The organism is Pontiella desulfatans (assembly GCF_900890425.1).
Lineage (GTDB): Bacteria > Verrucomicrobiota > Kiritimatiellia > Kiritimatiellales > Pontiellaceae > Pontiella > Pontiella desulfatans.
In genome coordinates, this window is record NZ_CAAHFG010000004.1 from 742,788 (window position 1) to 767,358 (window position 24,571).

General features: G+C 57.2%; 25 protein-coding genes. 16 read left to right on the forward strand and 9 right to left on the reverse strand.

What is annotated here, in order from left to right; genetic code table 11:
- The 4 genes from E9954_RS28630 to E9954_RS28645 are packed head-to-tail and all read left to right on the forward strand — an operon-like array spanning nucleotide 1 to nucleotide 4,115.
- Nucleotides 1-1,215, forward strand: a complete 1,215-nt coding sequence (locus tag E9954_RS28630) for a hypothetical protein (RefSeq protein ID WP_136082718.1) — start codon at nucleotides 1-3, stop codon at nucleotides 1,213-1,215.
- Between the two features lie 18 nt (nucleotides 1,216-1,233).
- Nucleotides 1,234-2,385: a PEGA domain-containing protein gene (locus E9954_RS28635; RefSeq protein WP_136082719.1), complete on the forward strand. Its 1,152-nt coding sequence runs from the start codon at nucleotides 1,234-1,236 to the stop codon at nucleotides 2,383-2,385.
- Nucleotides 2,386-2,400: 15 nt separating this feature from the next.
- Complete coding sequence (locus E9954_RS28640; RefSeq protein WP_136082720.1) at nucleotides 2,401-3,477, forward strand: hypothetical protein; 1,077 nt, start codon at nucleotides 2,401-2,403, stop codon at nucleotides 3,475-3,477.
- Nucleotides 3,474-4,115, forward strand: coding sequence for a hypothetical protein (locus E9954_RS28645; RefSeq protein ID WP_136082721.1), 642 nt, complete (start codon nucleotides 3,474-3,476; stop codon nucleotides 4,113-4,115). Before E9954_RS28640 ends, E9954_RS28645 begins: the two co-directional genes overlap by 4 nt.
- 223 nt (nucleotides 4,116-4,338) lie before the next feature.
- Here E9954_RS28645 and folE read toward each other — a convergent pair whose 3' ends face one another.
- From folE to E9954_RS28675, 6 genes are all read right to left on the reverse strand, one after another.
- Nucleotides 4,339-4,881 (reverse strand): GTP cyclohydrolase I FolE, encoded by a 543-nt coding sequence (gene folE, locus E9954_RS28650; protein WP_136082722.1) that lies wholly within the window; start codon nucleotides 4,879-4,881, stop codon nucleotides 4,339-4,341.
- Nucleotides 4,882-4,961: 80 nt separating this feature from the next.
- The gene (locus tag E9954_RS28655; RefSeq protein ID WP_136082723.1) at nucleotides 4,962-6,656 is read right to left on the reverse strand and encodes a carbon starvation CstA family protein; all 1,695 of its coding nucleotides are present in this window, start codon (nucleotides 6,654-6,656) and stop codon (nucleotides 4,962-4,964) included.
- A 46-nt stretch (nucleotides 6,657-6,702) separates the two neighbouring features.
- Nucleotides 6,703-7,704, reverse strand: coding sequence for an ATP-binding protein (locus E9954_RS28660; protein WP_136082724.1), 1,002 nt, complete (start codon nucleotides 7,702-7,704; stop codon nucleotides 6,703-6,705).
- Nucleotides 7,701-8,708: a sensor histidine kinase gene (locus E9954_RS28665; protein ID WP_136082725.1), complete on the reverse strand. Its 1,008-nt coding sequence runs from the start codon at nucleotides 8,706-8,708 to the stop codon at nucleotides 7,701-7,703. Before E9954_RS28665 ends, E9954_RS28660 begins: the two co-directional genes overlap by 4 nt.
- Nucleotides 8,705-9,712 carry a sensor histidine kinase gene (locus E9954_RS28670; RefSeq protein ID WP_136082726.1) on the reverse strand — a complete coding sequence of 336 codons (1,008 nt, stop codon included), beginning with the start codon at nucleotides 9,710-9,712 and terminating at the stop codon, nucleotides 8,705-8,707. Before E9954_RS28670 ends, E9954_RS28665 begins: the two co-directional genes overlap by 4 nt.
- The gene (locus E9954_RS28675; RefSeq protein WP_168442667.1) at nucleotides 9,709-10,719 is read right to left on the reverse strand and encodes a sensor histidine kinase; all 1,011 of its coding nucleotides are present in this window, start codon (nucleotides 10,717-10,719) and stop codon (nucleotides 9,709-9,711) included. The genes E9954_RS28670 and E9954_RS28675 overlap by 4 nt, the downstream gene beginning before the upstream one ends.
- Nucleotides 10,720-10,858: 139 nt before the next feature.
- Between E9954_RS28675 and gcvT the strand changes: the two genes are divergently transcribed.
- From gcvT to E9954_RS28735, 12 genes are all read left to right on the forward strand, one after another.
- Nucleotides 10,859-11,935, forward strand: a complete 1,077-nt coding sequence (gene gcvT / locus E9954_RS28680) for a glycine cleavage system aminomethyltransferase GcvT (protein WP_136082728.1) — start codon at nucleotides 10,859-10,861, stop codon at nucleotides 11,933-11,935.
- Between the two features lie 84 nt (nucleotides 11,936-12,019).
- The gene (gcvPA, locus tag E9954_RS28685; RefSeq protein WP_136082729.1) at nucleotides 12,020-13,366 is read left to right on the forward strand and encodes an aminomethyl-transferring glycine dehydrogenase subunit GcvPA; all 1,347 of its coding nucleotides are present in this window, start codon (nucleotides 12,020-12,022) and stop codon (nucleotides 13,364-13,366) included.
- Between the two features lie 309 nt (nucleotides 13,367-13,675).
- Nucleotides 13,676-14,524, forward strand: a complete 849-nt coding sequence (locus E9954_RS28690; RefSeq protein ID WP_136082730.1) for an FRG domain-containing protein — start codon at nucleotides 13,676-13,678, stop codon at nucleotides 14,522-14,524.
- The gene (locus tag E9954_RS28695; protein ID WP_136082731.1) at nucleotides 14,525-15,076 is read left to right on the forward strand and encodes a tetratricopeptide repeat protein; all 552 of its coding nucleotides are present in this window, start codon (nucleotides 14,525-14,527) and stop codon (nucleotides 15,074-15,076) included.
- 69 nt (nucleotides 15,077-15,145) lie between these two features.
- Nucleotides 15,146-16,266, forward strand: a protein-coding gene (locus E9954_RS28700) for an IS3 family transposase (RefSeq protein WP_407947718.1) whose coding sequence is annotated in 2 segments (ribosomal slippage) — nucleotides 15,146-15,409 and nucleotides 15,412-16,266 — 1,119 coding nt in all. Because the reading frame shifts where the segments join, the coding sequence is not laid out codon by codon here.
- Nucleotides 16,263-18,038 (forward strand): tetratricopeptide repeat-containing serine protease family protein, encoded by a 1,776-nt coding sequence (locus E9954_RS28705; RefSeq protein WP_136082732.1) that lies wholly within the window; start codon nucleotides 16,263-16,265, stop codon nucleotides 18,036-18,038. Before E9954_RS28700 ends, E9954_RS28705 begins: the two co-directional genes overlap by 4 nt.
- Entirely contained in the window at nucleotides 18,039-18,449 is a 411-nt protein-coding gene (locus E9954_RS28710) for a hypothetical protein (RefSeq protein WP_136082733.1), read from the forward strand.
- Nucleotides 18,442-18,633: a hypothetical protein gene (locus E9954_RS28715; RefSeq protein WP_136082734.1), complete on the forward strand. Its 192-nt coding sequence runs from the start codon at nucleotides 18,442-18,444 to the stop codon at nucleotides 18,631-18,633. Before E9954_RS28710 ends, E9954_RS28715 begins: the two co-directional genes overlap by 8 nt.
- 32 nt (nucleotides 18,634-18,665) lie before the next feature.
- Nucleotides 18,666-20,114 carry an aminomethyl-transferring glycine dehydrogenase subunit GcvPB gene (gcvPB, locus tag E9954_RS28720; RefSeq protein WP_136082735.1) on the forward strand — a complete coding sequence of 483 codons (1,449 nt, stop codon included), beginning with the start codon at nucleotides 18,666-18,668 and terminating at the stop codon, nucleotides 20,112-20,114.
- A gap of 93 nt (nucleotides 20,115-20,207) precedes the next feature.
- Nucleotides 20,208-20,417 carry a hypothetical protein gene (locus E9954_RS28725; RefSeq protein ID WP_136082736.1) on the forward strand — a complete coding sequence of 70 codons (210 nt, stop codon included), beginning with the start codon at nucleotides 20,208-20,210 and terminating at the stop codon, nucleotides 20,415-20,417.
- Between the two features lie 106 nt (nucleotides 20,418-20,523).
- Complete coding sequence (locus E9954_RS28730) at nucleotides 20,524-21,105, forward strand: histidine phosphatase family protein (protein WP_136082737.1); 582 nt, start codon at nucleotides 20,524-20,526, stop codon at nucleotides 21,103-21,105.
- 102 nt (nucleotides 21,106-21,207) lie between these two features.
- Nucleotides 21,208-21,777, forward strand: a complete 570-nt coding sequence (locus E9954_RS28735) for a metalloregulator ArsR/SmtB family transcription factor (protein WP_136082738.1) — start codon at nucleotides 21,208-21,210, stop codon at nucleotides 21,775-21,777.
- On the opposite strand, the gene E9954_RS28740 is transcribed toward E9954_RS28735, so the two are convergent.
- The 3 genes from E9954_RS28740 to rsmI form a co-directional block, all read right to left on the reverse strand.
- Entirely contained in the window at nucleotides 21,767-23,221 is a 1,455-nt protein-coding gene (locus E9954_RS28740) for a PP2C family protein-serine/threonine phosphatase (protein ID WP_136082739.1), read from the reverse strand. The two genes, E9954_RS28735 and E9954_RS28740, sit on opposite strands and share 11 nt — an antisense overlap.
- Before the next feature lie 8 nt (nucleotides 23,222-23,229).
- Nucleotides 23,230-23,766 carry an STAS domain-containing protein gene (locus E9954_RS28745; protein ID WP_136082740.1) on the reverse strand — a complete coding sequence of 179 codons (537 nt, stop codon included), beginning with the start codon at nucleotides 23,764-23,766 and terminating at the stop codon, nucleotides 23,230-23,232.
- A gap of 100 nt (nucleotides 23,767-23,866) precedes the next feature.
- Nucleotides 23,867-24,544 (reverse strand): 16S rRNA (cytidine(1402)-2'-O)-methyltransferase, encoded by a 678-nt coding sequence (rsmI, locus tag E9954_RS28750; RefSeq protein ID WP_136082741.1) that lies wholly within the window; start codon nucleotides 24,542-24,544, stop codon nucleotides 23,867-23,869.
- Between the last annotated feature and the right edge of the window lie 27 nt (nucleotides 24,545-24,571).

Consider the following 24,571-nt stretch of genomic DNA (forward strand, 5'->3'; position numbering starts at 1 on the left):
GTGATCGACGAGTTCTCAGACGAACAGGAGGACGGCTCCATTTTCGAGTCGTTTTCGGATATTGCGCTTTGCACGCTGGCCGTGGCGTTGCTGCTGGTGACCTTGCTGGCCATCAGCATTACGCAGAACGTCAACGTACAGATCAACCGCAGCAAGTTCAGTGGCGGCGTGATGCGCCCCTCGCTGCACCTCGAGTGCACCGTGCCCGACTTCGGCCAAACGACCACCGAGTCGCTGGCGGTCGAACGCATCCTGTTTGCCGGCAAGCCCTACGTGGCGGTGCACCTCTTCAGCCCTTCGCTGGCGCTGATTGCCACCGATGTGCGCGAAGGGGGCACCGTTGCCCTCGGCGAAGACCAGACCTTTGCCCTGCAGCAGGACCTTTCGCTATACCAATTCATGCAGCTCGCGCCCGGCATCGAGCCGGGATCGTTCGAGGCCGACGGCCAGGAAACGGCGCTGCTGCTGCCCTCCATCCTCGACAAGCAGATGGTCTACGAGCCGAGCAAGGACAAGGGCTACCGGGTCAATGCCGACCGCTACCTGACCAAGCAGTTGCTCGCCTCCCTCTGGCCCGTCTACCGCAAGCCCACGTTCGCGATGCGCCGGCCGGAGGAATACAGCAAGGCCCGCACCCGCGTCTTCGTGGAAACCCAAACCATCGACCGCGGCGAAGGAAGGGAGGACCACTATGTGGTGATCGGTCATTCCGCCTACAAGCTGCCCGATGCCCTCGACGATGGATCGCTGGCCTGGCTCGGCGGCTTTTCATCCGGCCTGACCGAAATTGTGTTCCTGGGCGAAACCTGGAGCAACGCCGACCGCCGGACCAACAAGCGCATCGAGTTTTTCGAGGCCGAAGGATTCCGCGCGGCCGCGGATGCCTACCGCGACTATGCGTTCCCGACCATCGGAACCCCGGAGCTGACGGCGGTCTACGCCAAGCTCATCGAGGCCGGCTATTCCCGGGAACGCGCGGAGCAGCGTTCCCGCTATGCCATGGCCCAGCTCAAGGTTTCCGAAGCACTGCTCGCCGGCGAGCTCGAGGCCGCGCCCGGCGAACTCTATCCGCCCCTGCTCGCCCATCCCAATGCCTGGAAATCCTATGTTGAACATTTCGAGAAAGAACAACCCGATCCGCCAAAATGGTTCTATCGGGAATTCCTCGACCGGCTCGGCTTCGACCGGATGGCCATCGAAGCCACGATCCAGTAGGGGGGGGGGGAGGTTTTTATGAAAGAAAAAACATGGAATGGCTTGGTTCGCGGCGCACTGCTGCTGGCATTGCTGGGGACGTTCGGTTGCACGTCGTTCGTGCTCACCTCAACCCCGAGCGCCACGATCTACGAAGATGGCCAAAAGATCGGGCAGACCCCCTATAGCTTCAACCTGATGTCGGGCTACCGCGCCTTCACCCTGAAACGGTACGGCTATGTGGAGGAGGAGTTCACCGTAACCTCGCTCGACCCGAAGACGCTCCACTTCGACCTCCAGTGGGTGGGCCGAACGCGCATCGACTCGCGCCCCCCCGGGGCCCAACTGCTCCGCAAGGAGGATGGCGAAATCCTGGGCACTACGCCCTGCGGCCTCCACCTGGCGAGCGGCGAGCGCGTGGTGGTTCAGCTGAAGGGCTACGAGACCGTCGAGCGCGACCTGGTGCCGAACGAAACCTATATGGTTGAGCTCAAGCCCACCTCCGGATACAAATCGGCCTACTACAAGGATATCATGTTTGTCTCCGATCAGGGGTCGGTCTCCATCTACGACCGCGTTGCGGGCGAGCGCATCGGCGTGACGCCAGCCCGGCTCAATGTCGAGGCCGGCGCGGCCTTGGAATACCGGCTGCCCGGGTTCCGTTCAAAGTATGCGCTGGTCAGCCGCAATGCGCCGCACCGCATCGTGATCGAGCTGGAGCCGCTCACGCAGGTTACCATCTCGGGGCCCGCCGGGGCACAGGTCTACCGGGCCGGCGGCATCGAAAAGCTCGGCGAAGTGCCCTATACCGTCCAGGTTGATGGCGATGCCTTGTTCGAAGTCAAAAAACAAGGATGCTACGACCGGTCGGTGGCGGTGTCGGCAGACTCCCCTTCGCGGCTCTTGGTCGACCTCGAAGAGGTTCCATACAAGACGATTGTCACCGATCCGCCGGGGGCGGATGTCTACCGGCTGGGCGGGCTCGAAAAGCTGGGAACGTCCCCCTTCACGACCGTGATTGACGGCGAGCGCGTCTTCGAGATCAAGAAAAAGGGCTACCGCCCCTACGTGATCGGCATGGGCCCCAGCTCGCCCCAACAGTTGAGTGTGCCGTTGTCCCAAGTCCCGCGCGACGACCCCGACGCCGCCGCCATCGGGACGATCGACAGCGATGTGGTCGAATCCTTCTAGCTCCGGAAAGGTGGCATGAAACGAACGATTGGAATGGTACTTATCGGCCTCGCCCTTATTGTACAGGCCTCACCGCGCACTTGGACGAGTCTGGATGGGAAGACCGCCGAGGCCGAGTTCCAGGCGCTCGAAGGCGGAACCTTGGTGCTCGACCGAAACGGCAAGGCCATCCGGGTTCCGCTCGAAACCTTTTGCGAGGAAGACCAGGCCTTTGTCCACAAGCACCTGGAGGACCTGAAGGCCGCGCAGGCGAAGCTCGCGCAGGAAAAGCGCGACCGGATGAAGGCGTTGCTCGGGCTCCGTTCCGGCGCACCCATCACCGAGCGCCGCTGGGCGGATTGGAAGGACTATTACTCCGAATCATCCTGCGGGAAAAAGGTGCTCGATTTCTTCAAGAACGAAGCCAGTATTGTCGATGTGCGGGATCAGGGCGTGTTCGTTTCGCCCGAGCATGCGGTGCGCCCGCCGGACTATCGCCCGACCATGTTCGCCTATTGCCCGGAGGAATACACCGGCGAGGAAAAACTCGGCGTCTACATCCATATTTCACCCGGCAACAAAGGCGTTTCCCCCAAACCCGGCTATCAGGCCATGATGGACAAGCATCGTCTGGTCTATGCTTCGCCCAATGGCGCCGGCAACAAGGAATCGGATATGCGCCGCTGCGCGCTGGCCCTCGATACGCTTGCGCAGTTGCGGAAGGATTTCAACATCGACGAACGGCGCGTCTACATCGGCGGCACCAGCGGCGGCGGTGCGGAATCAACCATCGCCACGTTCCTTTATCCCGGGGATTTCCGTGCGGCGTTCAACTCGGTGCGCAGCTTTTCGCTGACCTCCTCCACCTGCTTGCCGTTTGCCGACGAAGGCGACATCGACGATGTCCAGGACCATGGACAACCCTATGCCTTCATCAGCGGACCCGGCGACTTCAACTATAAATACATGCCGCGCACCGTACAGAGTTTCGAGGAGCACGACTTCGTTGTGCGCTTCTTCGATATTCCGGACATGAAGCACCAGATGGCATCGCCCGAAACGTTCGACCAGGTCATCCGCTGGGTCGAGGCCAATAATCCCAGGCTAAAATGAAACGACCCCATCTTTTCATCCTGCTGGCGGCCATCGCCGCCTCGGTGGCGGCCGCCAACGACTTTTTCGGAATCCCGATCCTGGCCGAACCAAAGGATGACATCAACGCGATCATCCAAAACCTGATCAAGGGGGAGTCCGAAAAAGCATCGCTCCACTTGAGGCATCTGGGCAAGACCGCACCCCAGCTCGCCAAGAAGATTAAGCTTTCCGGTCTCACCATCCCGTGTGCCGACTGCTCCGCCGAAAAAAAACCGGAGTGCGAAGCGTGCAATGGAAAAGCCCAACGGCTCGATCCCCACTCGCTGCGCTACCTGCAATACAAGTTCGATACCGCCATCGAGGGGCATCTGCCCGTGGAAAAAGCCTGGGCCGGCTCCATCGCCGCCTTCAATCTACGCAAGAAGCAGGTGCCGGAGCGGGGAATATTCCAGGGGCGGATCATAGAGATCGGGCAGGTTGCCTTTGTGATCAAAGGCGAGGATGGTGAAATCTTCAATCTCATGGGATGCGTCACCAATGGCGCCCGCGTGGGGCAACCCTATATGGGCTACTACTGGCCCATGCCCCAATGCCCGCACACCTACCAGGGCAGGAAGATCAAGTCGTACACCCTCAACCTTTGGTGGGACTACTGATCCCCGTTCCAGACGGGATGGCCCAGAGCAAAGGGAAAGGGGGAATTGGAACAACAGTCAGGAACCGACGTTCCCCTGGGGATTAATTTCACACATTTAAAGGTGTGAAATGTAATAAAAGTCACATTTTAGAGGCATTTATTGAATATTAATTCACACCTTTAAAGGTGTGAGCACAAGAGTCTGTATAGATCTTGAGGCGGATGTTCTTGCCGAAGGGGGGCTATTTCCCGATGAGTTTTAGGAATTCGTTGCGGGTGGAGGATTCGCTGCGGAAGCTGCCGAGCATGGCGGAGGTGACCATGCAGGAGTTTTGCTTCTCGACCCCGCGCATCATCATGCAGAGGTGCTGTGCCTCGATGACCACGCCGACGCCTTCGGGGGCGACGGTGTCCATCAGGGTGGTGGCCACTTGGTTGGTGAGGCGTTCCTGAATCTGGAGGCGACGGGCGAAATGGTCGACGATGCGCGCGAGCTTGCTGACGCCGAGCACCTTGCCTTCGGGGATGTAGCCGATGTGGCATTTGCCGAAGAAGGGCAGCATGTGGTGCTCGCACAGGCTATAGAGTTCGATGTCCTTGACGATGATCATGTGGTTGTCTTCCACGGTGAAGATGGCGTCGTTGATGACATCTTCGAGCTTTTGGCGGTAGCCTTTGGTGAGGAATTCCATGGCCTTGGCCGCGCGGTTAGGGGTGTCGAGCAAGCCTTCGCGTTGCGGGTCTTCGCCGATTTTGGTCAAGAGGTCTTTGTATAGGTTGTTCATGGGGAGCTCCGTTACGTACTGCGTTTTACCTATGCCGAACGTACGTAGTTCTGGAAGCAATACGCAATACGCAATACGCACTATTTTAGCTTCAGCCGCACAAGCACAATGATGCCTTCGGCTACCATCCAGGCCTGAAGGAGGCTGATGATGGCACCGATGCCGAAGAGGAGCCATTGGGCGTTGGCATGGAAGTCGACGAGGTTGATCTTCATGGCCCAGGCGGTCATGGCGATCATGAAGACCATGGGGATTGCGGTGAAGATGACGGGCACTTTTTTCTTGGCGAGCCATACGGTGATGACGAGCAGGGCGAGGCCGCCAAGCAGCTGGTTGACGGCGCCGAAGAGCGGCCAGAGGGCGAGCGCACCTTTGCCGTCGCCCCCGCTGGAGAAGGCGAGCAGGAGGGCGGTGGACACGGCGATGAAGGTGGCGGGGTGTTTCTTGCCGAGGGCGGGGACGTTGCAGCTGTTGGCGATTTCCGAGACGATATAGCGCTGGAGGCGGGTGGCGGTGTCGAGCGTGGTGGCGGCGAACGAGGCGACGAAGACGCCCATGAGGGTGAGCACCACTTCCTTGGGAAGCCCAAGCCCTGAAACCATGTTGGCGGCGCCGGTGACGAAGGCGGCGATCTTGGCGCCGAGCCCCTTGGCGGTGGCCCAGCTGGCGTATTGCTGGTTGAAGGCTTCGACGCCGGTGTAGAGCGTGCCGTCTTTTTCGAGGCCCAGCCCAATGCCGGCGCCGCAGGCGATGATGACAATGACGGCGAGCATGCCTTCGAGCAGCATGCCGCCGTAGCCGATGGGCTGCGCGCTGGTTTCGAGGTCGCATTGCTTGGAGGAGGTGCCGGATGAGACGAGGCAGTGGAAGCCGGAGATGGCGCCGCAGGCGACGGTGATGAAGAGGATCGGGATCAGGTTGGGTGCGCCTTCGGCCCCGAGGTTGGCGACGGGGGCGACCATCGGCGGATGCGTGACGACGATGCCGAGCAGCAGCAGCGCCATGGCGATGCAGAGTTGGAAGGCATTGATGTAGTCGCGCGGCTGGAGCAGGACGGTGACGGGCAGGGTGGAGGCGACGTAGGCATAGATGAGCAATAGGATTACCCAGATCCCGACATCGCTCAGAAACCCGAGTTCGGGGAGTTTCACGGGCAGGTATGCGCCGAGCATGATGGTGGCATACATGAGCACCGTGGCGATGATCCCGAACGTGATGTGCGATTTTCCTTTCTTGTAGACCATGAAGCCGAGCCAGATGGCGATGGGGAGCTGCAGCCAGACGGGGATCACCGATTCGGGGAAGATGCTGAAGACGGCGGCGATCACCACGCCGAAGATGGCCACGACCAGCCAGAGCGCGAAAAAGATGATCAGCATGAAGAGCGATTTGACGCGGGGGTTGACGATGTCGCCGGCGATGTCGCCGATGGTGCGTCCTTCGTGGCGCAGGGAAATCATCATGGAGCCAAAATCGTGGACAGCTCCCATGAGGATGGAGCCGACGAGGATCCAGACCAGCGCTGGCGCCCAGCCCCAGATAATGGCGATGGCCGGGCCGACGATGGGGCCGGTTCCGGCGATGGAGGTGAAGTGGTGGCCGAACAGGACGGTTTTGTCGGTGGCGACGAAATCGATCCCGTCGTGGTGGGTTTCGCTCGGGCATTTGGCGTTGGGATCGACCTTGAAGATTTTCCGGGCGAGGAAGCGGCCGTAGGTGTGGTAGGCCACGATGTAGAGGACGGCGGCGAGAGCGGCGAGGATCAACGAGTTCATGGCGAAGGTTTTAAGGGTTGGGCCGCCGGGATGGAAGTTTTTTATGTTAAGCGGACTTCTTTGGGATTTTGCATTCGACCCGGGTGTTTTTTTCGTTGGTCGAGTTGATGGCGAAGGTGGCGCCGATCTTGGATGCCCTGTAGTGCATGATTGGCAGCCCCATGCCATTGCTTTCGCCGGCGTTGAAGGGGGTTCCGTTGTTTTCGATGTAGAGCGTTGTGGCATCGGGGTCCTGCTCGACGCCGATTTCGATGCGCGATGGTTTCGCGTGGCGTATGGCGTTTGAAACGGCTTCATGGACGATTTGGCAAAGGTGATGGTTCTTCCCTTCTTCAACCTCCGTCCAGTTTTCGGGTGAAACCAGTTCCACTTCGACCTGTGAAAGGTCGGCGAGCTGGTTGACGAGGGTTCGGATGAAGTACTCAAGCCCTGCCTCGCTGGCGGTGTCGGGCAGCGCATGTTTTTCAAGCGTTTCGAGATTGGAGATGCAATCTTCGACCACCGCGCCGATGTGCCCTGCTTGCCCCGCTTGGTTGTGGCCGGTGGTTTCGAGATGTTCGGTTAACAGCAGGCTGATGCTGCGCATGGCCCGGAGCTCGGCGAGCGGGGTTTCCAGCAAGGACTCGAGAATGTCGGAATATTCCCGTTTTTCGGTTTCCATTAAATGGTGGGTTAATTCCTGGAGCTCGCTTGTGCGTTCCTTCACGAGATCCTCCAGCGAGTTGTTGAGCAGGAGGTAGCGGTCGCGCGTGGTTTTCAGCAGGGCGGCGCTGTGCCCGAAGATGAGCTGGGAGCCGAGGCCGAAGGGGTTGATGGTTTCGAAGAGGATGGTTCCTCCGTCGGTGTGGTAGAGGAGCACGGCAAAGTGGTAGGGGATGGTTAGGGCAACGGTGGAGATCACCCCCTGGTGCCGGCCCAGCCAGCCGGCTAGCATCGCGAGTGGAATGGAGGCGAGAAACACGGTGATACTCAACGCAGGGAAGAGGAAAAAGCTGAACCCGATATAGGCCAGCCAGGCTCCCAACAGAATGGCTTGGCTTTTCTTCATGCCGCCAGGGTCCTTTCGGGGTGCGGGGCTTCGAAGACGAGGCTCTCGGTTTTGGGGCTGGTGTGCATGATTTCCATGGTGCCTTGGATCTGAAGGAGGCGATAGTCAATAAGCCGCCCTTGTGTTGAATCCGCCATCTGCCGCGCAATCGACGTTCCATTGTAGCTGATTGAAAGGGTAATGGAGGATGGGGTGGTGTCAATGCCGATGTAGATGGTCTTGCTTTGCGTCTGGTTGAGTATGAGGAGCAGGGCGTCTTGGCAAATCCGGAAACACTGCAATGCGGTCTCGTGGGAGACCTCGGGTTCGCAGAAGGATGCAACCGTGATGCGGACTCCCCTCAAATCCTCGAAACCTGCCGCCAGTTCGCGCAGGGCGGGAAGCAGACCGACCTCCGGGATCTGAACGGGGAAGAGGGAGCGGGCCGCCCGGCGGACGAGGTTGTGGGTTGTTTGGGCCCGGTTGCTCAGGGCCCGCGCCATTTCGGCACATGGGCAGTGTTCCGAGCAGAGTTGTTCGGCGAGGGATGCAACATAGAGCTGGATGCCGGTGAGTTGCTGGCCAATCCCGTCGTGGAGCTCCTGCCCAACCAGGGTCCGCATGCTTTCCGAGTGTTCCAGGAGTTTCCGCGCAACGGCCGATAGCTCCAGGTTTCTTTTGCTGACGGTTTGGTCGAGGCGCTCATTGGCCTCTTTGAAGGCTTCCAGGTTTTGCCTAAGGGTTCCGATGAATAGGACGGCAACGATATATATGGCGACTCCCGGCAGTTTGGCCATGGGATAGCGGGCGAGGTCGGCATGGATTCCGCTCAAGAGGAGGGCGTTGAAGAAGAGGGCGGGGATAATCAGCAGGAGCCCGCGCGTGCGTCCATAGAGCCATGCGCCGGTTCCCAGGAGCGGTATGGTTGGTATGAACGTGTTCTCGTGCCAGACCGGGAACATCGTGAAGGAAAAGGCAAAGAAGAAAAGCCATGCCAGGCAATAGGGCAGGGTTGTTGAACTCATGCGGCCATCCCCCCCGGCGTTTTGGGAATTGCGATATTCAGCGTTTGGATCTGGTTGTCGCCGGTTAGGATTTCGATGGAGCCATTCACCTGCATCAGCCGGTAGTTGATCAACCGGGCTTCGTTCGAGCCGTCCCGGATGGCCGCGGCGGGGTTTCCATCGTGCTCGACCGAGAGTTGGAGTGCGGAGGGGAGCACCGAGACCCCGATGCCGATCCGCTGGGCGTGGGACCGGTCGATGACGAGCAACGCGGTTTCCTGGCAGATGCGGAAGAGTTGAAGGGCCGTGGCCGGGGGGATCGAGCTGATGTCGCCTTGGGTATTGATGCCCACTTCAATATTCTTGATAACGCGCAGGCAGGAGGCCAGCTCGTCGAGGGCCGGGCGGAGGCCGACTTCCCGGATCTGCATCGGGTATAGAGTACGGCAGGCATGGCGGATCTTGTTGTGGACGATTCGTGAGCGGGTGGTGAGTGAATAGGCCAGCGATGCGCCGACGTTTTGTTCCGCGGCCAAGCGGTCCGCCAGCGAGGTGGCGTAGAGCTGGATGCCCGTGAGCTGCTGCCCAATGCCGTCGTGCAGCTCCTGTCCGCGGGAGATTCTGAGGGTTTCCAGGTGTTCGATCAGTTTTTGGGTGAGGTTGTCTAGTTCCCGGGTGCGTTCCAGGACGGCAAGGTCGAGCCGGGTGTTGACCGCGCGGATGGACTCCAGGCTATCCTTGAGCGTCCCGACGAGGGCGATCGCGGAGAGGTGGATGACCGTACCGATGACTCGGTCGGTGTAATAGATGTATTCATCCGCAAAATATTCGAACAAGGCGATTTGGTGAATGAGCATGGGCAGCAAAAGCCACAGGCCGGTCGACCGGCCGAAAAGCCAGCTTCCAACCCCCGTGAATAGGATGGCAGGGAAGCCCACGTTGCTGTTGAAGCGGGGAAACAGTACGAACGTTGCCACGGCGTAGAGGGCCCAGGCGACGATGAAGAGGATCGTTCGTGCCTTCATCCCGCGGTCTCTTCCAGGGTTTTGGGGATCGAAACCTTCAGGGATTCGAGCCGTTCGCCTTCGCGCCGGGATTCCATGCTTCCATGGATCTGTGCCACCCGGTAGTCGATCAACCTCGCTTCCGTCGAGTTGGCCAGTGTGTCGGCGGTAGGAATTCCGTCGTGCACGACCGCGAGTTCGAACGAGGAGGGGAACGATGCAACCTTGATGCTGATCCGTTTTGCGCGGGATCGGCTGATCACCAGCAAGGCGGTTTCCTGGCAAATCCGGTAGAGCTGGAGGGCGGTTGAGGCAGGGACGGAGTCCACGTCGCCTACGGTTTCGGCCGACGCCTCGACGTTTTGATTGAGCCGTAGGCAGGAGGCCAGCTCATCGAGTGCCGGGCGGAGTCCAACTTTCCGGATCTGCATCGGGTAGACGGTGCGGCTGGCATGGCGGATCTTGTTGTGGATGATCCTGGAGCGGGTGGTGAGCGAATAGGCCAGCGATGCGCCGCCGTTTTGTTCTGCGGCCAGCTGGTCGGCCAGCGAGGTGGCGTAGAGCTGGATGCCCGTGAGCTGCTGCCCAATGCCATCGTGCAGTTCCTGTCCCCGGGAGATGCGGGCCGTTTCCAAGTGCTCGATGATTCTCTGGGTTAGGCGGCCGAGCTCCTCGGTACGCACCAGAACGGCTTTGTCCAGCCGTTCATTGGCCTCCTTGATGCCGTCGAGGTTGTTGCGTAGCGTCCCGCTTAAGCCCACCAGCGTGATGTAGAGAAAAGGCCCCACCGCGCGTTCTTCGAAATGGGCATAGTCGGCGGCGAAGGTTTGGTAGAGCAGGAATTGATGGGCGAGGGCCACAAAGCCGATGCAAAAGCCAACCGTCCGGCCAAACAACCAGCCCCCTAGCCCCAGCAGGATTACCGAGGGAATCAAAACGTTGGTATTTAGGTATGGAAATAGGCCGAACGTAAAAACAATGTACGCTATCCAGGCGATGGTATAGAGAATGGTTGTCCGATGGCGCATTCGACTGCCGCAATTCCTCATTTTTTGCCGCTCACTTTATTACGCTTAGTTCCATATGGGAAGAATTTCGTCGGACTTCCGCTAATAAGACGAAATTCCAATTGCGGCAGGCAGGGCGTTTTCGTAAGGTGCGCGAATCATGAATAAAACTCCGCTGCACACGCAGCATCAAGAGCTTGGCGCACGCATGGGCGAATTTGGCGGTTGGGATATGCCGATCCAATATGCGGGCATTCTCGATGAACACACCCAGACCCGCACAAAGGCTTCCGTTTTCGATATTTGCCACATGGGCGAGTTCGAACTCCGCGGCCCAACCGCCCAGGCGGATCTCGAAAACCTGCTCACCTGCAACATCCGCTCGCTGGCCGTCGGGCAGGTGCGCTACGGCTTCATGCTCGACGACGATGGCGGAACCATCGACGACCTCACCGTCTACCGCATGGATGCCGACCGCTACATGCTCGTCGTCAATGCCGGCACCGCCGAAAAGGATGCCGCCTGGATTAAAAGCCGCATTTGCGAAACCACCTCCTTTTCCGACCTCTCGGCCGCCCTCGCCAAACTCGATGTGCAGGGGCCGAAATCCCGCGATGTGCTTGAAGATGTGCTCGGATGCCCGTTGCCCGACCTCGGCTATTTCCGGTTCAACGAACTCGAGTCCTGCATCCTCAGCCGCACCGGCTACACCGGCGAATGGGGCTATGAAATCTACCTGCCCAACGCCGCCGCCGGCCCCTTGTGGGAAAAGCTGGTTGCCCACGGCCTTTGCGAACCCGGCGGCCTGGGCGCGCGCGACACGCTCCGCCTCGAAATGGGCTATTCCCTTTACGGCCACGAACTCTCCGCCGCCCGCTCCCCCGCCGTCACCTCGCGCGGAATGTTCATCGACATGGAGAAGGATTTCATCGGCAAGCAAAACGTCGCCGCCGACCTCGACGATCCCGAAGTCCTGCTGGTCGGGCTCAAATTCGATTCCAAACGCGCGGCCCGGGAGCACGACAAGATCTACTACGAAGACATCGAAATCGGCGAGGTCACCAGCGGCTCCGTTGCCCCCAGCCTCGGTGTTGCCGTCGCCATGGCCTTCGTCGAACCCGAATTCGCGGATTATGGCCGCACCCTCGAAGTCCAGATCCGCAACAAGCGCTTCCCCGCCGAAGTCGTCGATCTCCCGTTCTATAAAGAAGGAACAGCAAGAAAGTTGAACCACTAGTCTGCACTAATTTGCACTAATCGCATTCCTGCGGGAATTAGTGGGGATTAGTGTTAATTAGTGGTTGGAAAAGGTAGCTGAGAAATGAAAAAGACACCGTTTTGCGCAACGAGCGAGCAGGATCAGGACGCGATGTTCCAGGCACTGGGCATTGCCGACTTCGATGAGCTTTTCGCCGCGATCCCCGACCACCTGCGCTCCGCCGAGCTGGATATCCCCGAAGGCCTCTCCGAAATGGAGATGATGCAGCATATCCGCAAGATCGCCCGCAAAAACTCCACCAACCTCGTCAACTTTTGCGGTGCCGGCTTCTACGACCACTACATTCCGGCGGCGGTCAACGCCCTCTCCAGCCGCGGCGAATTCTACACCGCCTATACCCCCTACCAGCCCGAGGCCTCCCAAGGCACCTTGCAGGCCGCGTTCGAATACCAGACCGCCATCTGCCGCCTCACCGACATGGAGGTCGCCAATGCTTCGCTGTTCGATGGCGGCACCGCGCTGATCGAAGGCATCATGATGGCCCTGCGCCAAACCCAGCGCAACAAGGTGCTCGTCGACGAAGGCGTCAGCCCCATCTACCGCAAGATGCTCCGCTGCTACACCCAGAACCTGTCGGTCGACTACCAGGAGATCCCGCTCTCCAAAAACGGCGTCGCCGACCGCGCGGCGCACATCGGCGCGCTCGACGATTCCGTCGGCGCCGTCGTCCTGCAAAACCCCAACTTTTTCGGCTGCCTCGACAACCTCGCCGAGCTCATCGAAAAGATCCACGAAGTCAAGGCGCTGGCCATCATGTCGGTTTATCCGGTCGCGCTTTCGCACGTCGAAACACCCGGCGCCATGGGCGCCGACATCGTGACCGGGGAAGGGCAAAGCCTTGGCCTGCCGCTCAACTTCGGCGGCCCCTACCTCGGTTTCATGGCCACCAAAAAGAAATATGTGCGCAAGATGCCCGGCCGCATCGTCGGCGAAACCGAGGATGCCCAAGGGCGCCGCGGCTATGTGCTCACCCTCCAGGCCCGCGAGCAGCACATCCGACGCGAAAAGGCCACCTCCAACATTTGCTCCAACGTCCAGCTCTGCGCGCTGCGCGCCATCATCTATCTCTCGCTCGTCGGCCGCGAAGGCTTCCTCGAAGTCGGCCGCGAGTGCATGGACCGCGCCTCATACGCCTACCACAAGCTCACCGCCATCAAAGGCGTCGAACCCGCCTTCAACCGCCGCTTCTTCAACGAATTCGCCGTGCGCCTGCCCAAGGACGCCTCCGAAGTCGTCAGCGCCCTCGTCGACCAGGGCATCGCCGCCGGCTTCCCCGTCGGGCGGTATTACAAAGGGATGGAAAACGTCCTGCTGCTCGCCTTCACCGAAAAGCGCACCAAAGAGGAGATCGACATCCTCGTCGCCAAACTCGAAAGCGCCCTATCGTAGACGAAGCTTCCAGCTTCGTTGCGGTTGAACGGGAATTCATGGCCACGAAAAAGCACAAGAGGCACGAAGACGAGGAATTGAACTGTGGAGGGCGAGGCTCTGTCCGAGCCGCGGGCAACCGGGAACGGTTTTGAGGAAAGCGTAGAAGCGACGCCCTCGTCGCTTGCCGCACGCAAGGAACGCGACGAGGGCGTCGCGTCTACAGTTGGGTGGGAATGGATTTGGTATGAGGGAAGGAGCAATGGAGGGCGACGCTTCGGCGGAGCCATCAGGTCATGAAAGGGCACGGCGTCCGAAAGGATTGGGAAAATGAACAAACCTGCAACAAAAGAGATTTCAGTGCATTCATTGGCAGAGTTCGTGAAGCATGTATGCGATGTCGAATCAGACTGGAATGGCAATGATTGGAAAATCTGTTGGTTTCGGGGTTGTGGGACAAACCATAGCTTGTTGCCTAGCCAATATCGGCCGGGATACAAAAATGATGTTCATGATGAAGAATCAACTTTTCTGGAGTTTAAGCAACAGGCTAGGGGATTTCTGGATAGAGAGCTGAATGACTGGGAAATGTATTTTCTAATGCAGCATTATGGCGTTCCAACACGGTTGCTGGATTGGACAAGTAATTGCTTGGTTGCCCTCTTTTTCGCTCTCTTGACCAATGAAAAGGATGGTGATCCTTGTGTGTGGATGTTAAATCCATTTCTTTTCAATCATCATAATGCGCCTATCCAAGAACCTTATATTATGGTTCCACCAAATTCAGTGAATGAAAGGTATTCCGAGAAAGGGCAAAGGCAATCCCTACATTGGATAAACCATCTACATCCTTTGAGGTTTAATCAAAAACAAGATTCCAATGGAAAAGACAGAAATATAGAGCGTCCTATTGCGATCAGTCCACCTTTGTTGGATCGTCGAGTTGTTGCTCAAAGCTCGTTCTTTACACTGCATGGGGGCCTTGAAAGGTCTATAGATGAGAATTGTATGGATTGTGATGAGTCTTCACATGTTAATTTTATCCGCAAGTTTGTGCTTTCTGTCGATAGGGAAGTCATGCTCAGGCAGTTGACTTGCTTCGGAATCACTCGGCAACGCGTATATCCTGATTTGGATGGGCTGGGGCGCGAGCTAAGGCATCGGTTGATGGATATATAAATGGAGCGAATGATGAAAAGCTTTGTTCTTGTTTGTTCTTTCGCTTGGAGCACTTTTTCGGTGCAGGCGGTCGGGCAATTTACTACTGCTATGGAGCATTTTGAAAAGAAAGAATATCAAAAGGCTGAACTTATATTTAGGCAGGAGGCAACAAGCGATAATGTTGCTGCATATTATTATCTAGGTAAATGTTGTTCCGAAAGTGATCGTCTAGAGGAAGCTGTGAAATGGTATCAAAAGGGGGCAGAACTCAAGGATCCTGCGGCTCAAAATGGATTGGCGTGGTGTTATCAGAATGGATTGGGGGTGTATGTTGACCTTTCTGAAGCAATTAGACTGTACCGTCTCTCTGCGGAGCAGGATTTCCCAAAGGCAATGTCTAACCTTGGTTATTGCTACTCGAATGGAATAGGAGTTAAGGAAGATCATAAAATTGGTTTCGAATGGTTTAGTAAAGCTGCGGAAAAACACAATCCATATGCAGAATATGCTATCGGTTTTGCATATTTTTATGGACTAGGTGTGGAGGAAAATCGGGAGAAATGCGCTTAACCCCGATTTTCGGACCACCGGCTTAAGTGGAACCTGCGTCCTCAACATGGTACAAAAGGACGCATGGAAATGGGAAGAAAACGAAGAACATTCACGGACAAGTTCAAGGCCAAGGTGGCGATTGAGGCCATCAAGGGCGTGAAGACATTGGCGGAGCTGGCATCGGAATATCAGGTCCATCCGAACCAGATTTCGGATTGGAAGAAGCAGTTGCTTTCGAATGCGCCGGATCTTTTTGCATCGGGGAAAAAGAAGCAGGCTCAAACGGAAGAAGAGCTTACGGCTCCACTTTACGAAGAGATCGGGCGTCTGAAGATGGACGTGAAGTGGCTCGAAAAAAAGCTATGAGCCTGCCGCTTTCAACGCGCCGCAGCTGGGTGGAGCCCGGCACCGATTATTCGGTTCGGCGGCAGTGTAGGCTCGCAGGCGTCCCCAGATCGGGCTTCTACTACGACCCCGCCCCGGAAACGCCGGAGAACCTGCTTCTGATGCGTTTGATCGACGAGCAGTATCTCCGGCATCCGGAGTTCGGCTATCCACGCATGACGGACTGGTTGCGTGATCAAGACTATGATGTCAATCACAAGCGGGTCGCCCGCCTCATGCAGCTGATGGGGATTCAGGCCATCACGCCCGGTCCGCACACGAGCAAGCCCGCCCCGAGGCACAAGATCTACCCTTATTTGCTGCGCAATGTGGACATCGAACGGGTGAACCAGGTTTGGAGTACGGACATCACCTACATCCCGATGCGGCATGGATACATGTACCTGACCGCCGTAATCGACTGGTACAGCCGCTATGTGCTCGCCTGGGAGCTCTCAAGCACCATGGAGAGCACGTTCTGCGTTGATGCGCTGGAGCGTGCGCTGACGCAGGGGAATCCGGAGATATTCAACACCGACCAAGGAAGCCAGTTCACCTCGAACGCCTTCACCGGTGTCCTGTTAAACGAGAACATCACCATCAGCATGGACGGGCGAGGCCGGGCGTTGGACAACGTATTCATCGAACGACTGTGGTGGTCGGTGAAGTATGAGAAAATCTATCCCGCATGCTATGCCGACGGGCATGCGTTGCATCGGGGCCTTGACAGCTATTTTAAATATTACAACCACGAGAGGAAGCACAGCGCTCTGGACAAACGCACCCCCGCCGAGGTATTCATGGAAGGAGCAGTCAGAACATGATCGCAAGTGATGCCGTCGCTGCGCTCCGCCCTCGGCCCTCCGGGCCGCCCCTTCGGGGACGGGCTCCGCTCCGCGACGGCATCATGGAAGGGCGGCTCGTTGGCCGCCAGAACACGGAACAGGGAACCGCAGGTTCCACCTTAAGTTCACCGATCCGTGGTTTAAGATTGGGGGTAGGCGCAAAAGCATTTTTTTGGTATGAAAAGGCTGCGGCACAAAATTATGCCCAAGGACAGTATGGGTTGAGTGACTGTTATCTTTACGGTTATGGAGTTGAACAAAATTTAGCCGAAGGAGCAAGATTGCTACGCCTTTCTGCTGAGCAGGAGTTTGCTGAGGCGGAGGCGTCACTTGGTCATGCACTTTATTACGGAAACTTCGGTTTTAATAAAAATCCTGAAGAGGCTGTAAAATGGTTTTTATCTGCCGCCGACAAAGGAAATGCGGAAGCTTGCGATTGGTTGAGTACGGCATATCGAGAAGGGCTAGGGATTGAGCAAAATGTTCAAAAATCGCATGAGTGGCTTATAAAAGCGTTGGAACTGGAACCTGAACGTCCATCTCTCGCATATGATTTAGTCATGTACAGGATGCTGGCGGGGGATTACGAGTTAAGTGTGCCGGAGTTAACGTTTAAGCTACATAAACATTTTGCTGAGGTTGAATGTAAAGATTATGCCCAATTTCACCTCGCTTATTGTTATTTGGCTGGCAAGGGAGTAACACAAAACCATCCCGAAGCAGCACGGTGGTTTCAGAAAGCGGCAGATCAAGGGATTGCGGCTGCTCAGTTTAATCTTGGGCTTATGTCTTCTAAAGGAGGGGGACTCGTTAAGAATGAGCGTGATGCGGTAAAGTGGTATCGGTTGGCGGCGGAGCAGGGACATGTGGATGCACAGCTTAACTTAGGAGTATATTATTGGGATGGCAAAGGTGTACTTGAAGACTATGTTGAAGCCTATGCTTGGCTTGCTCTAGCCTCGATGAATGGCAGTTCTTTGGCTCAGAATAATAAAGAAATCTTGGGTCAGAAATTAAGCTTCTCTCAGATTGCTGCCGGACAGCAACGTGCAAAAGAACTTCAGGCTCTCATTGAACGGAAAAAAGCGATTGCTGAATCAGAATCGGACAAGCCTATTGAATCCGACATTGCCCCATCCGGTTTTGGCAGTGGCTTATTTGTCAAAGGTGGATATGTCCTGACCTGCTGGCATGTGGTGGAAGATGCGGAGCGGATTTCGGTTTCGCTGGAAGGTAAAGACCATCTTGCCTCGGTTGTTCAAAAGGATGCGGCCAACGATATTGCGGTTTTGAAGGTGGGTGATGTTTCCGGTGGAGCTGCATTAAATCTTACCGACGATGCGAAGCTGGGGGAAAAGGTATTTACGCTCGGTTATCCTCATCCGGATCTCCAAGGTTCGGACGTTAAATTCACAACGGGTTCGATCAGCAGTCTGACGGGAGTAGGAAACAGTCCGCTCTATTTCCAAATCAGCGCACCGTTGCAGTCGGGAAATTCCGGCAGTCCGCTTTTTGATGAAAAGGGAAATTTGGTTGGCATTGTCGCCGCCAAGCTCGATTCGTTAGCAACCCTTGCCCTGACGGGTGACCTTCCGCAAAACGTGAACTATGCCATCAAGGCTGACTATCTCGAACCACTGCTGAAAACTGTTCCGGGATTGGAAATCGAAAAAGAGAAAACCAAGGATGTGAACCTGTTGGAACTTATCGAGGAACTGAAGCAATCGGTTGTGATGATCAAGGTGTATTAGATGTTTAGGGCATTTCAGTTCATGAATTGGCATCCGGCTTTGCGTGGAGCAGGCGGGCCGCCTGCGATACGGTTGCCGTACCGCCCGAATCTTGCGGACTCCGCCGCCGCCACGATGGCGGCGATGCAAGTTGTACCGCAGGCGGCTCGCCTGCCCGTGCGCAAAGGAAACCATCGCGTTCAGCAGCGTGTGGAGTCCGGCGGACACGATATTCCCGCCGCTGCCATCGCCCGACGTTACACCCGTACCGTATCCAATTTTCTAAATGTGTTTATCCCGCTGTGCGACGCGACTTTCTGCTATGACAACTCGGCTCCGATTCCGATTTTGGCTTTTGAGCAACAAGATGAAGAGAGATTCGTTGTCGATCGGGAGCGGTATGAAACAATTTTAAGGAGTATCGATGAATAAACAAAAACCAAGCAAACAGGCGGAGGAAGCTCGTGTATGCATGGGAAAGGCCGTGCACGATGAGTTGGTAAAAAAAGCGAAGCTCGGGCAGGATGTCATCATCAACCGCAATGGCGAACCATACAAGATTCCAGCGGCGGAAGCCCTGCGCATCCAGGAAGAATCTCCCGAGTACAACGCCTAGCTATACGAATTACGCAATACGGAGTACGAACCATGAAACTGATCTATGAAAAATCATCGCCGGGGCGTCCCGGGGTGCAAATGTCCTCGATCAAAATTACGGCAAACGAGGAGATCCCCTCCAACTATCTGCGGAGCAAGCCGGCCGAGCTACCGGAGGTTTCGGAGGCCGAGGTGGTGCGCCACTTCACGGCGCTCTCCCGCCTGAACTTTTCGGTCGACACCCATTTTTATCCGCTGGGTTCGTGCACGATGAAATACAACCCGAAGGCGTGCGAGGCGGCGGCCAACCTACCGGAGTTGACCGAGGTGCATCCGCTCTGGCCGCAGCTGCGCGGCGGGGGACTGCTGACCCAGGGGTCGCTGGCCATCCTGTACAACACGGAACGCCTGCTCTCGGAGGCGACCGGCCTGGCCGAGTTCACGCTCCAGCCCATGGCCGGCGCGCATGGCGAGCTGACCGGCGTGATGATGATGGCCGCCTACCACAAGGATCGTGGCAACCCGGAAAAGGATCACATCATCATTCCCGACTCGGCACACGGAACCAATCCGGCCAGCGCCCAGGTGGCGGGCTACAAGGTGGTGACGGTGCCGTCCGATGAAAACGGCGTGATGGATTTCGACCTCTTCATGGCGGCCCTCAACGAAAAGACCGCCGGTGTGATGCTCACCAGCCCGAACACGCTCGGCGTGTTCAATCCGCGCATCAAGGACATCTGCGATGCCGTGCACGAGGTGGATGGGCTGATGTATTACGACGGCGCCAACTTCAACGCCATCATGGGGCGCTACAAGCCTGGCGACATGGGCTTCGACATCTGCCACCTCAACCTGCACAAGTCGTTCGCAACGCCCCATGGCGGGGGCGGCCCCGGTGCCGGCCCGGTCGGGGTGGTGGAAAAGCTGCGCCCGTTCCTGCCGATCTCCCGCGTCGAGAAAACCAAGGACGGCACCTATGCGCTGAACTACGACGAGCCCAAGAGCATCGGCTACATCGCCCCGTTCTACGGCAACTTTGGCATCATTGCCCGCGCCTATGCCTATATCCTGTCGCTCGGCCGCGACGGCATGCTGGGCACCAGCAACCGCGCCGTGCTCAACGCCAACTATCTGCAGGAAAAGCTCCGCCCGTTGTTCGGCGTCGAATACAAAGGCCGCTGCATGCACGAGTTTGTCTTTTCCGGCGAAGTCCTCAAGCAATACGGCCTGCATACCCTCGACCTCGCCAAGGGGATGATCGACCGCGGCATCCATCCGCCGACCGTCTATTTCCCTCTCAACGTTCCCGAGGCCATCATGGTGGAGCCGACCGAAAGCGAAGACCGCGATACGCTCGATCATTTCGTTGAAGTGATGGAGGAATTGTTCGAATTGGCAAAAACCAACCCCGAACAACTGCACCAAGCTCCGGTTTCCACCCCGGTTGGCCGGTTGGACGAGGTTAAAGCCGCCCGCGATATGCGCTTAAGTTATACGTGACAAACCTGATTCAAATGGTACTATTTTGAACGTTATTCGATCGGTATGGTCGTTAACCTCAGTTGGAAACAATAAACCTATAGGAGTCCCAACATGAAGAGAATGATGAGTATTGCCGCAATTGCGTTGATGATGGCCGGAACCGCTGCCTATGCCTGCGACAGCTGTGGCTGTTCCGCAAAAAAGGCAGATAAGAAAGCCGAATGTTCCGCCTGCACCAAAGGCAAGCAAGCCGATGCCAAGAAATGCGGCGCCGATTGCAAAAAGGCCTGCTGCGCCAAATCCGAGTGCGCTAAAAAGTAAACCGAAATTCGGTTTATCTGCAAAAGCCTCTCCGTTTGGAGGGGCTTTTTTGCGTATCGATTCTGTCGCCTTGCGCGTATGCCATACTTCCGCTTAAGTGGTCCCTATGCAAAAGGAAGTGCTTAAAAACAGATATTACGCCTTTCGCCATGGCGAGAGCCTGGCAAACGTGGAAGGGATCATCGTGAGTGATCCTGCCGTTGGAACCCTCAAGTATGGCCTTTCCGAGACGGGGCGGCGGCAGGTGCGCGAAAGCATTGGGAAGGCCGATGAATTCGATGACCAAACCTTGGTGGTTTCCTCCGACTTCAAGCGCACCGCCGAAACGGCCGAGATTGTCCGCGAAGTCCTGGGCGCCGCGCCGGTCGTGTTCGACACGCGGTTGCGCGAACGTTTTTTCGGAGGATGGGAAGGCGCCTCGCATGAAAACTATTCACAGGCCTGGAAAAAGGACGCCTACGATCCGGACCAGGTTTTCAACGGTGCGGAAAGCACCCGTTCGGTAAGGGAGCGCATGTGGGCGGTTGTCGAGGCGCTGGAGAAGGCCCATTCCAACCGTAAAATCATATTGGTCTCGCATGGCGATCCGTTGATGTTGCTGAACACGGCCTTCGAAGGAATGGATGCGCGGCGGCATCGCTCCCTTCCCTACTTCAAGACCGCCGGTTGGCGGCTGCTCAACCCATGAGTCGATCTCAGATCTTCAAACCTTTAAAGGTTTGAAATATATAAAGAAAATACTGACGTTTATCGCAATATACTGATATACACACCTTTAAAGGTGTGAAGTATGGCGGAATTACATCCAACGTTGTGGAGAACGTGCAGGGTCATCGCCAGTGAAACGCGTCTGCGGTTGCTTTGGTTGCTGTTTCGGTTTGGCGAAGTGTCGGTTGGCGAATTGGCCGCCTTGGTTTCCTTAAGCCAGCCGAACGCCAGTATTCAACTTCGGGCGCTTCAGTCCAGGGGATTGATTTGCTCCTGCAGGGATGGGCGCTTTGTTCGCTACTTTGCAGAGGCGAACCTTGCCGTGGAACATGCCTCGGATTTGCTTGAAGGATTGAGGTGTTGCCATGCGGATGGGATTTCGTTCGCGGCAATCATTAAAGATTCAACGGCATTCACCCATTCACGGCGCATTGACATTGTGCGTGCGCTTGCGCTGGAGAATGGCGGTATGCCGTTTGCTCGCTTGTCGGTTGTTGCACAGGTTCCTCCTGCATCGCTTTTACGGCATTTGAACAAGTTGGTTGATCGCAGGTGCGCAAAGATTCGCGGCGAAACGGTGTTGCCGGGAGAGCCGAAAAGTGATTTCGGGAGGTTGTTGCTACACATTGCCTGCGATGGTGTCAGCCTTTGATTTTGAGGGCCAGCATCGTCATGTCGTCGGACTGACGATTGTCGCCGGTGAAACCGAGCACTTCGGTGTGGATGTTTTCGAGGAGATCCGGCGCAGAGGCATTGGCCATCCTTTCCACGGCTTTGATCAGGTTTTCCGTTCCCCATTCGTCGCCGGCGCTGTTCATGGCTTCGGTTACGCCGTCGGTATAGCTGACCACCAGGTCGCCGGGCAGCAGGGAAATGTTGTGTGTTTCGATCACAGCCCCAAACGTTTGGTTATCCACGAGTCCGATCGCGATGCCGGAGGTTTCGACCTGTATGGCCTTGGGCTCGCCGCTGCGGATGATGATGGGCGCTTCGTGCCCGGCGCGGGCGTAGCTGAGTTGGTGGGTGTCGAGGTTGAGGACCATGTAGAGCATGCTGATGAACATGTCGTCGGCCAGGTTGCTGCTTAGTGTTTGGTTGAGGGAGCATAGCATGCTGGAGGGATCGTAGACATTCTCGGCGTTGATGCGCAGTACGCTGCGGCAGACGGCCATCATGAGGGCGCCGCCGATTCCCTTGCCGCTGACATCGGCGATGGCCAGGCCGATGTGCTTGTCGTCGATGTTGATGAAGTCGTAGTAGTCGCCGCCGATATCCATTGCCGGATGGTTGAATGCGGCCAATTCGACGGAGGGTAGGGCGGGTAGCTCCTGGGGCAGGAGGGAGTGCTGGATCTGCTGGGCAATCTGCATGCCGCGGTCGAGCTCCCGTTTTTCCTCGAGGGTTTCCTGCAGGCCGGCGTAGTGGATCGGAACGGAAGCCTGTGCCGCTAGCGCCTGCGCCAGGTTGAGGTCGGAAAGGGCGAATTGCTCGCCGTTGGTTCGGTTGACCAGCGTCATGACGCCGATGGTGTGGTTTCCGAACCGCATGGGTACGATAAGCAAGGTGCGGATGCGCAGGAACCCGACCGGGAGTTGCGGGACGCGGGAATCCATCTCGGCATCCTCCACCAGGATTGAGTTACCGAGGACAGCGGCTTCCCCGATCAGGCCCTTTCCAAGGGCTAGCGGGGTTTGCTGGACTAGTTTTTCGAGGTGGAGGGTGGCATCCTGGTCGAGATCGAGATGCTCGATGTTGACTTCGAAGGGGGGTGGAAAAACGCCGGAGATGGAGCGTGCTTCGAGCCGTGAGGTTTTGGTGTTGACCAGATGGACGGCGCCGGCGCTGGCTTTGCAGGTGCGCACGGCGTAGTGGAGAACGCGGGCAAGCAGGCTGGTCATGTCCACGCTGTCGGAGTCGGCGAAAACCTCTCCAACGTTATGCACGAAGCCGAGCGCGGCCTCTTTTTCCTGTAGCAGAATGTCGCGTTCGCGGCGCAACTTGATTCGACGGCGATAGCTGATGTAGAGCAAGGCACCGAAAATCGACGGGAGCAACAGGTCGAGAAAGATGGTTAACCAGAGTAGAAAACCATGCATGGGTTCGCCTACTCGTGGCTGAGGTTGCGGACATCGTCCTGGAGGAATTCGAGGACGGACTTGAATTTGTTGAAGTTGTCGGGATTGATGTCGACGAGTGTTTCGTGGGCTTCGAGTGTGGTTTTGGCGGATTCGAGCTTGTTGGCAAAGTCGGGTTCGAGGGTCTGGGCTCCGGTGGCTTCGTGGGTCATCACGGCGCGCTCTTCGGAGGTGGCCGACATGGAGAAGTCCACCACGCGATCGACCCCGAGCGTAACGAGAAGCTTCTTGTTCTTGTCGGATAGGTTGATGAGCTTGAAGCTGTAGTCCGGCTTGCTTTTGATGAGGCACGCCAGCCCGGCCACGACGCCCATGAACGTGCTGTCCATTCCGGTGCAGTCCGACATATCGATCCAGATGCGGCTGGCCGTTTTTTGGTCGATGACCTGGTGGATGAACTGCTTCATAGGCGGGCTGACCTTGAAAGACCCTCGTCCTTCAACGCGAATGACCGCAGTCTGGTCAATATATGCCGCCGTTAGGTTGTCGTTGTTGCCCGAACCCATTATTTCTTGAACCCCTCGAGATTTCTCCGAACCGCCTTGGATAGTAGCACCGCCCGAATTGAGTTCAACGTGAATAGTTAGGAAAAAGCAGGGGAATGCCCTATTGCGCAGGTTGGACGATGACCACGCATTCGCCCTTGACGGTACGGCCTTCATAGCGGGCGAGGATTTCCGCCGGGCGGCCCGTTGAGAGCTCTTCGAACTTCTTGGTCAGTTCGCGGCCGACAAACACGGTTCGGTCGCTACCGAGGTGTTGTTCGATCTCGCCGAGCAGCTTAAGCATGCGGTAGGGCGATTCGTAGAAGACCACCGGGAGGTCGGCTTCCTTCCATTTTTCCAGATCCCGTTTGCGTCCGCCGCTTTTGTGGGGCAGGAAGCCGGCAAAGATGAATCCCTTTTCACCGAAGCCACTGAGTGCCACGGCGGTCGTGACCGCCGCCGGGCCCGGCACCGAGGTGATCGGTATGCCGGCTTCGTGGCAGAGGAGGACAACCCGCGAGCCTGGGTCGGAAATGCACGGCATGCCGGAATCGGTGACCATGGCCACCGCCTGCCCCTGCTGGATGCGGTCGATGATCTGTTCCGCCCGCTGTTTTTCGTTGAACTTGTGGCAGCTCATCAGGTGGGTGTTGATTTCATAGCGCTCCGTCAGCCGCCGCGTATGGCGGGTGTCCTCGGCCACGATCAGGTCGGCTTCCCTCAGGGTTTCCAGCGCCCGGAAGGAGAGATCGCCCAGGTTCCCGATCGGTGTGCCGACAATGTATAGTCCTGAATCCATGGCGCGGACAGTAGGGGATTGTTCCGG